The organism is Aquimarina ulvae, assembly GCF_053613295.3.
In genome coordinates this window covers 56303-68098 of the sequence record NZ_JBSIBP030000012.1, presented here as the reverse complement: position 1 = coordinate 68098, position 11796 = coordinate 56303, and the positions used below count along the sequence as shown (strand labels likewise).

9 protein-coding genes are annotated in these 11796 nt (G+C 30.3%); 1 reads left to right on the top strand and 8 read right to left on the bottom strand.

Features of this window, described 5'->3' with window-relative positions:
- Positions 1-18 precede the first annotated feature (18 nt).
- Positions 19-168, top strand: a complete 150-nt coding sequence (locus ACWGOQ_RS20135) for a hypothetical protein (protein WP_452059531.1) — start codon at positions 19-21, stop codon at positions 166-168.
- A 57-nt stretch (positions 169-225) separates the two neighbouring features.
- Here the strand turns inward: ACWGOQ_RS20135 and ACWGOQ_RS20130 are convergent, their stop codons facing one another.
- The 8 genes from ACWGOQ_RS20130 to ACWGOQ_RS20095 form a co-directional block, all read right to left on the bottom strand.
- Positions 226-354, bottom strand: coding sequence for a hypothetical protein (locus ACWGOQ_RS20130; protein ID WP_452059530.1), 129 nt, complete (start codon positions 352-354; stop codon positions 226-228).
- Between the two features lie 224 nt (positions 355-578).
- Positions 579-2519 (bottom strand): tetratricopeptide repeat-containing sensor histidine kinase, encoded by a 1941-nt coding sequence (locus ACWGOQ_RS20125; protein WP_452059529.1) that lies wholly within the window; start codon positions 2517-2519, stop codon positions 579-581.
- Positions 2520-3487: 968 nt separating this feature from the next.
- Positions 3488-3796 (bottom strand): hypothetical protein, encoded by a 309-nt coding sequence (locus tag ACWGOQ_RS20120; protein WP_452059528.1) that lies wholly within the window; start codon positions 3794-3796, stop codon positions 3488-3490.
- A 358-nt stretch (positions 3797-4154) separates the two neighbouring features.
- The gene (locus ACWGOQ_RS20115) at positions 4155-4910 is read right to left on the bottom strand and encodes a LytR/AlgR family response regulator transcription factor (protein WP_452059527.1); all 756 of its coding nucleotides are present in this window, start codon (positions 4908-4910) and stop codon (positions 4155-4157) included.
- A 12-nt stretch (positions 4911-4922) separates the two neighbouring features.
- Complete coding sequence (locus tag ACWGOQ_RS20110; protein ID WP_452059526.1) at positions 4923-6773, bottom strand: tetratricopeptide repeat-containing sensor histidine kinase; 1851 nt, start codon at positions 6771-6773, stop codon at positions 4923-4925.
- Positions 6774-6925: 152 nt separating this feature from the next.
- The gene (locus ACWGOQ_RS20105; protein ID WP_452059525.1) at positions 6926-8962 is read right to left on the bottom strand and encodes an MAC/perforin domain-containing protein; all 2037 of its coding nucleotides are present in this window, start codon (positions 8960-8962) and stop codon (positions 6926-6928) included.
- A gap of 12 nt (positions 8963-8974) precedes the next feature.
- Positions 8975-10594, bottom strand: coding sequence for a C2 domain-containing protein (locus ACWGOQ_RS20100; protein ID WP_452059524.1), 1620 nt, complete (start codon positions 10592-10594; stop codon positions 8975-8977).
- A 12-nt stretch (positions 10595-10606) separates the two neighbouring features.
- Positions 10607-11740, bottom strand: a complete 1134-nt coding sequence (locus ACWGOQ_RS20095) for a hypothetical protein (protein ID WP_452059523.1) — start codon at positions 11738-11740, stop codon at positions 10607-10609.
- Between the last annotated feature and the right edge of the window lie 56 nt (positions 11741-11796).

Genomic DNA, 11796 nt, shown 5'->3' with positions numbered 1-11796 from the left:
ATATAAAAACTGTACATCATGAATGCTAAGGACAAAAAACTAAAGAAAGAGCGTCAAACCATAGAGGATATATCAATTAATAAATCCGGAACTCCAGACGATGCTGCACAAGTAAATCACCAAGTAAAAGACAAAAAAGAGCACCATCAGCCCAGAGATAATGCTTAAAGCAAGCGCTAATCTAAGAGCATTGATAAAAAAATATTGACAAAATAATTCTGAATCTTACTTTTTTGATTCAGAATTATTTTTACTTGCTACTCCATTCATATCAGCTACTTTTCCTTTAGAATCAGAATTTTTCTTCTCTTCTGAGGTGGTTCGCTCATTAGTTTTCTTTTTTTCGTCTTTCATAATAACTTATTTTAAATTGAAGTAAGTTACGTAGATTACCTCTTTTTGAAGGACGCTATCACCCAAAATTGGTGCTCAAAAAATTCGAGTTTTTAGGAATATGAGTGAAGAGAAAATTTATCTTCAGATTTATTTTTACTTCTAACTACCATAATCCTATATTTATATGGCTTTATGTACCGTTAATAATTACTATAGTTAAAAAAGCTAGGCTATTATGTGCATTACACCTTTCTGATAATTGGAATTTTTAAATATACAACTGTACCTATTGATTGATCATTATCATCCAGTAAATCAATAATTTTATAGGAGAAATCTCGATTAAAAAGTTTTCTAAATATCTCTATTCGCTCTTTAGTATTATGTTCTGTTATAGATTTCTTTTTTTCAATTCTTTTTCTTTTTTGAGCAGCAAGTCTTCCAATTCCTGTATCGGTAATATCACATTCCAATATATCTTTGTTATTATTGACTTTCAGATTGATAATCACTTTACCTCCTTCAATTTTATTTAAAAGTCCGTGAACAATGGAATTTTCAACAATAGGTTGTAAAATCATGGAAGGGATTTTCAATTTTAAATCAGAATCACTTAGGTCAATCTTTTTGATTAATTCTATTCTATCCGGAAATCTAATTTGCTGTAATTCAACATATAATCTAATCACTTCTAATTCATTCTCTATTGAAGCAACTGAAGAATCAGCATTGTCTAAAACTAATCGTACAGATTTAGCGAACTTTGACAAATAATCATACGCAGCAAATTTATCAGATGACAATACAAAATCCTGAACGCTATTAAGCATGTTAAATATATAGTGGGGGTTCATATGACTTCGTAAGGCGTATAATTTATTTTCAGCTATTCTTTGGTTATTCTCGGCATTCGCGATACGGTTTCTCTGATAAAGAAAAATAAATATAGAAATTACTAAAAGAAGAAAAAATAATATTAGGTAAATATATCGACTGTATAGCTTTCGTATATTATTCTCAGATATAATGCTTTCATTTTTGACCTCTTGGATAATCTTATCCTTTTCCACTACGGCACGATTGATCTCAATACCTTCAATTCTAGATAAGCTTTCTAAGTTTAAAATACTGTCTTTTAAATTTGTGATTTCCTCCAAAAAAATAATCGCCTGCTTTTGGTCTTTACTTTTATTTAAATTAATCAAACCCTCTAGCGATGAAATCATCTGTCCTATACTATTAATCTCTTTTGAAATTTTGTATGACTTATTAAAATAATTTCTAGCCTTTTTAATTTCACCTTTCTTAAGATAAATACCTCCTAAGACTGTATAAATCTCAGAGAAATATATTTTATTATGATCACCCATTGAATAAAACTCCTCTGTCTTTTTTGCGTAAAGCAAAGCTTTGTCTAATTCGTCCGTAATTAAATAACATTGTGCAAGATTTCTGTAGATGGCCATTAGGAATTCCATATTAGCATCATTCTTTTCCCAACCATCATTTAAAAAATCATTGGATATTTTTATAGAAGCTTCTATTTTTCCTTGCAATCGATAACTAAAAGCCAAGTTGTTTTTGGCTGCTTGGATTAAATAATCTTTACTTATTTTTTTGCCAATTTCTAGAACCTTTTTACATTCTTCGATTGCTTTATCGTATAATTCTAATTGATAATAATAAATACCGAAATTTAAATATAACTTACCTAAGTCTTCTTGATCTGTAGCAGAATAATTTTTCAGTAAATCTTTGGTTTTATTTAGATTAATTAACGTTTTTTCATAATCTGGAATTAAAGAATAAATTGTGCTTTTTAATGAATATGAATGAGCCAAATTCACGGTATCTTTAATTGATTTATAAATATAGATAGATGAATCTGTATATGTCTTTGCTAGTTCAGTTTTACCCATATAAAACTCATTGACTCCGACTCTATAAAAACTTTTTGCAATGGAATCCTTCTGACCTAGTAGCTTGCTTATACGGAGAAATCTCTTTTCATATTTAACAGACTCTTCAAAATTAGAATAATAATATTTGTTAGATATTGCTCTGTTTTTTGATTGTTCTTTTAACAAAGAATCTATCTCTAAAGACGTTAATTCATTTTGACTAAAGGCAATACCTAGTGCTGAAAAAAAGAAAAAAATAATGATGAATATCGTAGGTTTCATGTGATTTTAAAGTTTCCTTAGATAAAAACAAGTATTCCTTTTAGTTTAAACTTTTCTAACATCTTACTATTTTCTGTAAGCTATTCTTTCACAATTAAAGTTGAAACTTCATTTAGAAGTTATTTCTTGTCGTACAATTCCTTTAATAATAATTTTAACAAGATGTTTTCACTTATTTACCAAGAGTCCATAAGGTTACTATTCAAAACTATATAATTGAAATCAACTTTCGTGAAAAATTCACATAAGTTTTCAATAATTCTTTTAAATATTCATTGAAGGCGATAGCCGTTTATAATGAATATTTTGTTTTATCAATTAATAACTGTTTTTAATAAACTCATATCCGTTATTCGTAAACTAAGTATAGATTTTTAAAAATAGATTAGTATACAATGACACATTTTATTTTCTCATATTTAAAAACAAGATTTTAAAACGTATTGAATTCTTTATGGCTTTAGCTAGTTTTTAATTGCTTATAAATTGCAGTGAAACTATCTCGAGCTAATTTCTAAGCAGGAAAGGAATGAAAATCAAAGCATCATTGTTTATAAAGAAATTGACAATTCTAGAAAAGTAGAATCTAATAAAGTTAAAAAGATGGACAGCCCTTGTTTAGATTGAAAAATAGAAGATATTTCTGAAAGACATAGAGCATATCGCTAACATATTTAGCAATCTACATATTTTGGTGTCTGATAATAACAATAGAATTATGAATGTAGCGAAGTTCTTTAAAGAGAATGCACTAATTATGTTAAGGTAACTATGAAGTTAGAAGAAATCAAAACTATGGATTGTTTAGCTATAGTTGTCTGTATTTTAATTAATTTTATCAAAAACACCTTTATAGTCTTGACATTTTTTATAGTGTAATGTTTTTTATAAAGATCATACACTGTTATTAAAATTAAAGCTGTCTCATTACCATAAGACAGCTTTAGGATTTAAGCATTTTTCTTTGCTTAGTTACAACCGAAAAATGGTTTTAGATTTTCAGGTATGTAATCGCAAATATCAAAATCACCATCTCCATCTCCACTTTCACAACTAGTACTTACACTAGATCCACAATTTTCTATAGTTCTTAAAACAGTTCCATTCTGATCTCTTATAATTAAGGTAGAAACTCCATCTATAGATGTTTGTGAAGTACTAATGCTCGTAGCATCTGGAAAATTAAATGTTCCGCAATCTGTAGTTACAGTACAATTCGCGTTTACGATAATTGCTGTTAGAAATAAAGCTAACGTTGTTAAAATTTTGGTTTTCATGAGTATTTATTTTTAATTAATAATTTAACTTGAAGTAAATATATGAGAAACATAACGTGGGGAAAATACCGTTTTTATGTGTTTGTTATATGGTTTTATAAACAACGGCTTTTACTACATAAACGTTACAAAAAATGGTTTGACAGCAATTCTAACTTCATATCGGTAGATAATTATAAACCGTAACAGAATGGAGACTTACGAACCAATCGCAAAACAATTATTAAAGTCTAACGGCTGGCAACTTTTATTATTTTTAATCTGATTACGGTAGCTTAATTTATATTTTGACTCTACACTATCTAACAAAGTGTAGTTAGCATAAAACTATTAATAAACTATCTTTTGCTTGATAAACTCACTTCTCAAATAACTTTTCAATTATCTGTGTTTTTTTGGTTTGAGACATTTGTAACTTTTTACCATCCACCATTGTAAGATATCCGCCGGTCTTATTTTTTGTAAGTTGAACTATGTAATTTATATTAACAAGTGAAGATTTGTGAATTCTTATAAATCCAAAAGGCTCTAAAAGTGATTGTATATGTTTTAGGTTCTGAGAAATTACTTTTTGTTTGTTTTCTTTTAACACCAATACCGAATAGCTTCCCTCTGCTGTACAATAAAGAATGTGATCAGAGTTTATTAAGTCATATCCTTTCAAATTCGGAAAAGGGATTTTGGTTGACTTAATCTGACCATTCTTATTTTTAAGAACCTCCTCAACGATCTTCCGGGATTTAATTATTTCCTTTTTTTCTATGATTTTTAATTCAGCTCGGCGAACTGCTCTTATTAATACCTCAATCTCAACAGGTTTTAAAATATAATCTAATGCAGTATACTCAAATGCTTTCAATGCTTCGTTATGAGCAGAAACAAATATGATTTCAAATGATATGTCATCGATACAGTTTAGCACTGTAAATATGGTTGAATCTCCTATATGTATATCTAAAAATGCTATATCAATTTCACTGTTTTGCAAATTTTCTAAAGCATCATCAAGAGCTCCAAATGCTGCAATAATTTGTACCTGCGGACAAAATGTTGTGATAAGTTTTGTAAGATTTTCTCTTCCACTTAATTCGTCATCTATAATTATTGCTTTCATTTGTATTATATTTTACTTGTTAATAATTGGAAGTACTATTAACACTTTGGTTCCCAAAGCCTCTCCTTTTGAATCGTACAGATCAAATATTTTAATTACAGACTTTTTATAACCGTTATTAATTAACATCCTGATCCTATCTTTAGAATTTTTTGTAGCCATAGATAGATGGTCCTTTTTATTTTGATCTTTTTTTATCGCTGCTGCAGTTCTTCCGATACCATTATCTATGATAATACAATGGATATAGTTTTCTTTTAAGAATAATTTTACTTTGATAGTACCTCCAAATGTTTTGCCTAACAAACCATGTAAAATAGCATTTTCTATTATCGGTTGGATAAACATCGATGGAATTCTGGTTGACAAATCCATTTGTTCATCAATACATTCTTCGTAGGTAATTAATGACTCAAATCGTAACTGTTGCAAGCGTATATACAATCTTATAAGATCTAATTCCTTATCTAAGGTTACAAAACTCTCTTTTGAATTATCCAATATCAGACGAATCGCTTTAGAAAATTTAATTAAATATTCGTATGCTTTGAATTTATCACTCTTCAGAATTAAATTTTGTAAACTATTTATAGTATTAAAGATAAAATGAGGATTCATTTGCGCTCGTAGAGCCATTAATTCAACCTCTGTTTTTTTCCTTTTAATTTCTGAATTTTTTAATTTCTCTCTATAAAAACATACTAGAAATACGATGAGAAGTATCGCAAAAAGGATAGTTCCTATCAGGATATAGGTATTAAAATTTTGTTTTATTCTAGTTTCATTTATTTTATTTTGGCTTTTTATTCGGGATAGGCGTCTATTGGCCTCTAACGATTGAATTTCTCTTGTGATTTTGTCGTTATAGATACTTTTATCAATAGTAAAATATTGCTTGTGAAATAAAAGCGCCTCATTAAATCTATCTGATCTCTCCATAACATCAGATAGATCACGATAGCAAGCAATTAGTATAATTTTATAATTGTTAACTACGCTTAAATCCTTTGCCTCAATTAGGTATTTTTCAGCTTTATCATAGAAGCCGAGCTCTAAATAGCTAACACCGACCGTATGTAGTACACTCGCAACGGAGTGTGGATGATTATTATAACTTTTTTGAACTTCAAGGCTTTTTAAGGATAATTTCAGGCTTTGTTTGTAATCACCACACTCGTAATAGGCAAATGCCAGATTGTTTAATGAAGTCTGTTCAAGATCATCCTCATTCAAGAGTTTTGAAACTTCAATGGCTTCCTTATAAATCTTTATAGCTGCTTCATAATTTTTTTGATCTATATAAATACTCCCTAGATTAATCTTCATGATTATTTCATTAACAGGTAGATCGAGCTTAGACATAATTTCTAGAGCTATGTTGTAAAATTTTTCGGCTGTATCAAGTTGCCTTAGGTTACTATATACTAAACCTAAATTGGATAAAGAATTTGCATTTTCTAAAGAGATTTCACAGATTTTACTGTAATTATGTTGTTCTAAAAAGGCTAACCAAGCTTTTTTGTAATTATACGTATTTACGTAATAATAGCCTTTTTCTGAAAATGTATTTGATATACCTATGGTATCCTTAATTTTTCTATACAAAACCAAAGCAGAATCTAAGGATTTTAATATCAAGTCTTTCTCGCTAATATCATATTCTAAAGAGCTATCAAAAATAGAATCAGCTGTTTTCTTAATTAAAAAGTGAGATTGTTTTGAAGTTTGATCGCTTTTTTGTTCTGTATGGCAACCAGTACCTATCAGTAGTAAAAAAAAACAAGAAGTAACAAGAGCTTGTTCAAGTAATTTTTTTAATTGTTTTGAAAGTTTAATCTTTGTATGTTTAAGGTTATTTATCATTGAAATTAAACCTTTACACAGCAAAGCATCGGGGAATACTATTGATATGTAAAGGTCAATCTATTTAAGAATTTAAAATGTTTTTGTTTGTAGCTTAAATTTTTAAAATAAAATATAGTCAGCTTTACAATAAAAATTTAGGTTATTCATTACTAATTGTCTATTTGATTTCTACGATACCAAACTCTATTTCCCTTATGAATCAATGATATAGCACCGTAGTTACTAAGTTTCAGATAAGCACCATTTTTACCATCAGTGTTTGTGTCCCATATTGCCTTATTACTATGATTATAAATTACTAAATTACCATCACTTTGCATCTGTACTGTTTTACCGCCTCTTCCTGAAGAATTAGTATACCAGGTTGCTCTATTATCTCTATCATAGACTACAAGATTACCATCGCTCTGAAAGGTCATTCTGAATTGCCCATCTTCACTAAAAATACTTTGATTATGTCCAAGACCTTCACCAGACATTAGCTTATTTTTATAGGTTTCATTCGCATTTGTTCGAGGAAAAACATACCCTACTACTCCTGAGTAATTTATGTCCCGATGATTATGAAGTGCTTGTATCTCATTAGGGTTAGCAGAAAATATCCATCCTCGATTACCTCTTACGCCTTGTGCCCAAAATCGTTGCAGAGGAACACTACCATCTACTTGATTTGGAAATACATACCCTACAATACCTTCTTCATTATAGTTGCCATCAATATCACCAATATCGTTCCTTGATGGAATAGTAGAATAATAAACTCTTTTTTTACCACCATAACTACGATATCTATATAATGGAACACTACCTTCGGCCCGTACACTCATCCATCTAAACTTTTGTCCAGTATAAAACCATCCTCCGCCAAGATTATCATTACGGTCACCTAAAAACATATAATTATGGGTTTGTGTTGCGGGAGCATGCAATGTATTTGCATTCATTCGACGATGCTCGTGAACCGGGATTAACAATCTTTCGATAGCTGCTCTTTTTCTTTCAGCTTCCTTGATGATTTCATAATTGTTTTTAATCCACTGGTACTCATTTCCCGCAGGTGTACTAGAATTGTTACAACTCCAAGAATTTAGAATTTTAGCATCCAAATCGTTAATTGCCACTTGCGATTGAGACTTCAAAGTTGAATTGTTCGTATTGTTCAATACGAATTCAACGTCTTTCTTAATAGCCTTCCAAGCTACCATATCTGTATAACACTTAGACTTGGTATTAAATGCATTTTTAAAATCTTGCACATTGATACCAAACTCACTTGGATCTATAATTTCTGAATAAGGTTTTAATTTTACATTCACCGTAGCCCGCTTGTCGGGGTTAGAAATAAGATACGATTGAAAATTAGAAATTTCTCTTTCGAAATCACTTAGTTGACCAATAGCTCCTGGATTGAAACCAATTACATTTGTAAACGTTCCCGTTCTGATTAGAGAGTTGGCAATTTTATTTCTTTCATCGATAGTAAGATTTACATTATTTTGAATACCAAATAATTGCTCAATTTGAGTTTTCATTTTCTGTTCTACATTGGCAACACTGCTTCTTTCAAAATCAGAAGTTCTATAATTGTATAAATAATACACATCACCTCCTAATATTTGATAATCTACATACATAGAACCATATTTGGTAAAAAACTCTGAAAATTTCTTCTGGCTCAATAATTCCTCTGCTTCGTAAGTTAAAAATGGATATGCAGTTACCTGATGAATAATATTTTGAGAACTAATTCTAGCTACGACGGTAACTGTTTCTTCTTTAAAAGATGTTTTATTTTCTATAGTATAGCTATTATTTTGTTCAAGACCATCAATATTCAAAGTAGTATTTATTTTTGACGCTCCTGATTTGTTCAAAAATGTATAAAGCTCCTTACTAGTACGTACGATCTCTATAGTTGCTTTTAGTGCTTGTGGCACACTTGTCTCTTGATCGATTTCACTAGTTTCTATTGCCATAGAATGCCTCCTATTCAGCGATGGAGTGTACCCAGTACCAGCGTAATGACGTGATCCATCTACGTAAGAATAAATACTAAACCCATAATCATTCTCCTTAGCAATGTTATTTGGTTTTGCACTCTGACTTTTTGTTTCTTCAATTAATTGCTCTTTTTCACAAGCACTAAGTATTGCAATAACTAACAATAAATATATAAGCTTTTTCATAAGTTTTAAATTTTAAAGAAAGACATATCCTAGAATTCCTTTGTTCGTAAATTCGTTACTTGCATCCCTTTGCGCTACAATAGATGGTACTGCTGTATGAGAATGCTGACCGTCCTTAAATTGATATCGAACTAATGGCACACTGCCAGGTACTTGATTAGGAAAAACATACCCTACTACTCCTTCAGAATTATAATCGCCATCTAACCCATTTGCTGGTCTATCTGGATTTTGAGAATAGTATATATCCTTGTCAGATCCACCGTAGTTTCTGAATTTATATAATGGAACGGTACCCGAAAACTGGTAATTAAACCATTCAAAAGGAGTTCCCTTATACGTCCATTCGTTTGACAAATTAAGATCAGGACTATTTAAAAAGAGATTTCTATGATTAGAATCGTAGTGATATACCGGGGTTAATGCTAATTGTATCTCCCTATTCAGTTCTTCTTGTTTGTAATGTGACAGTATATCACCATATTCTGCACCTGATGGTGTTATTGAATTAGTGCAATCGCTTGAATCTGAAATCCTTGAGGTAAGAATCGCTAAAGCTTGATATGCTGCATTTTTAAGCCAATCCTGTTGCGTACTATTATATACGAATTGAACCTTTGATTTAATACCGTTCCAAATTTCCCAATCTGTATAACATTTCACTTCCTTGTTATAAATTTCCTTAAATTGTTCACTTAAAAAGTGTTCTATTTGTGCTGTCTTGGAAAACGGAAACAATTTCATTTCCATAGTCGCATTAAGAGTTGGGTTCTGATCTAAATAAGCATTCAAACGATTTGCTTCTGATACAATTTGCCCTTCTTCTGTTATTAAGTTGGGAGCAAAACCTGGTACATTAGAAACAACAGTATATTTTTCAATAGAACTTTTAATAATCTCTTTTTCGGATTGAGAAAGTACTACATCGCTTTGATGCCCAAATAGTTTCTGAATATTTGCCTTGATATTTCTCTTGAAACTAGATCGGACTTCTTTTGTCATGCTAGACGTATCATAATTGTATAAATAGAATACCTCTCCTCCTAACGTATGTTCCTGCACATACATAGGCCCGAATTTTTTAAGAAAAATATTGAATTTACCTTCGTTAAGCAATCGTTGTGCTCTAAAGGATAGCATTGGGAAGCCCTCGGGAGCAAAATATTTAATTTTTTTGAGTGCTACTCTCGCTACAACAGTAATCGTATTATTACTAATGTTAATTTCTTCCTCTATAGTTTTTTGAGATTTTCTGCCAAAACCAAAAATTCCAAAACCAAAATTGATGTTACTGCTAGAAGATTTTTTAACAAAATCATATAAATCTTCATTATTCTCTATTACATCAATTGAATACTCTACAGCATCCGGAATGTTGGATGTACTCGCTATTTGAAAACTACTTTGTTCTAAAGCAGGTCTAAATGATCTATCTTGTGCAGGACTATAGCCGCCACCTGCCCAAACAGGTTCTCCTCCTACAATTAGAACTTTTTGACCTACTCCTTCATCCTTAATATCTTCATCTTGTTCTATTGAAGTTAGATCAGTGTCTTCAATGACCTCCTTTTCACAAGATATTATTGTACTTAAAAGTAATATGATGAATATTACATATATTATATTTTTCATAGTTATTTGGTTTTAAAGAGTAATGTCTTCGTACTCATTATCCGCCGGAGTTCTAGAACCATTACAGTTTTGAGAATTTCTGATCTCATTTTGGATAGTTGTTAATACAGTTTGTGCTTTTGTTCTCAATTCGTCAGATTCTGTAAAACTGATTACATCAAGAATACGGGATTCTATTTTATACCAAGAGTTTAAATCATCTATACATTTTTTTACTCGGTTAAAATTTTCTTCTGTTTTATTACTATTTGTAACCTTAGCATAAGAAGTGATGATAGTTTCTTGTGGGCTTGCTTTATCAGGATTAATAGTTAAATATTCTGTAAGACGTTCTAATTCTTGATTTAGTTCAGATGTATTATTTACGGGTTGTGGAATAAAGCCGGAAACGTTAGAAAATGCTTTGGTGGATGCAATGCTATTACTAATCACCTGATTTTCTTCTGTCGTAATTGTTTCGTCTGTTTCTTCTCCAAAAATTTTGCCTATTTTAACAGATAGAATACGATTTATTTCTTTCCTTATAGTTTCTGAAACTGTCGATAAATTAAATGAATATAGGAATAGAACGTCTGCTCCTGTAACTTGTTTTTCTATAAAACCAGGACCATAATAGGTCTCAAAATATAGACCATCTAAATAATTTATTACTACATTCGAAAAGTCATCTAACTCATACGAATTTGCAGAGTTTAAGCTGAATACTTTATCTCTAAGGCTAATACGCGAAACAACATATATTGTTTCTTTATCTATTTTCACTTCTCTGGATAAGGTAGTCCTGAGATCTGTACTTAATCTTAATTGATCTGTACCCAAAGTAGTTTGATCCGAAGTCTCTGACTCCTCTATAAATTTGGTGAGATCTTCATTGGTTCTAATAATACTTAAGTTAGTATTAAATTTATTTTCAGAGATATTCTCTCTATCAATCTGTATATCTTTAAACGCAGGATAAAAAGGTCTATCGTTTAATGGATTGTAGCCATAACCAGCCGCTAATGTTTCACCTTGATAGACTATTGATTTTTCAAATGGTAATTCTTCATTTACTTGGGATTCTTCTGTAGTAATCTCTTCTTTTGAGCAGGAAACTAAAATAATCAGTAGACAAAGAATTGCTAGATTTAAATTATGATTTTTCATATGTGGTTAGTTTATAAGAGAAGAAAAGAATTTTATTACTAAAAGATTTTTATTGA

Coding starts and splice junctions, on each gene's coding strand:
- ACWGOQ_RS20135 (WP_452059531.1), top strand. CDS start 19: ATGAATGCTAAGGACAAAAAACTAAAGAAAGAGCGTCAAACCATAGAG.
- ACWGOQ_RS20130 (WP_452059530.1), bottom strand. CDS start 354: ATGAAAGACGAAAAAAAGAAAACTAATGAGCGAACCACCTCAGAAGAG.
- ACWGOQ_RS20125 (WP_452059529.1), bottom strand. CDS start 2,519: ATGAAACCTACGATATTCATCATTATTTTTTTCTTTTTTTCAGCACTA.
- ACWGOQ_RS20120 (WP_452059528.1), bottom strand. CDS start 3,796: ATGAAAACCAAAATTTTAACAACGTTAGCTTTATTTCTAACAGCAATT.
- ACWGOQ_RS20115 (WP_452059527.1), bottom strand. CDS start 4,910: ATGAAAGCAATAATTATAGATGACGAATTAAGTGGAAGAGAAAATCTT.
- ACWGOQ_RS20110 (WP_452059526.1), bottom strand. CDS start 6,773: ATGATAAATAACCTTAAACATACAAAGATTAAACTTTCAAAACAATTA.
- ACWGOQ_RS20105 (WP_452059525.1), bottom strand. CDS start 8,962: ATGAAAAAGCTTATATATTTATTGTTAGTTATTGCAATACTTAGTGCT.
- ACWGOQ_RS20100 (WP_452059524.1), bottom strand. CDS start 10,594: ATGAAAAATATAATATATGTAATATTCATCATATTACTTTTAAGTACA.
- ACWGOQ_RS20095 (WP_452059523.1), bottom strand. CDS start 11,740: ATGAAAAATCATAATTTAAATCTAGCAATTCTTTGTCTACTGATTATT.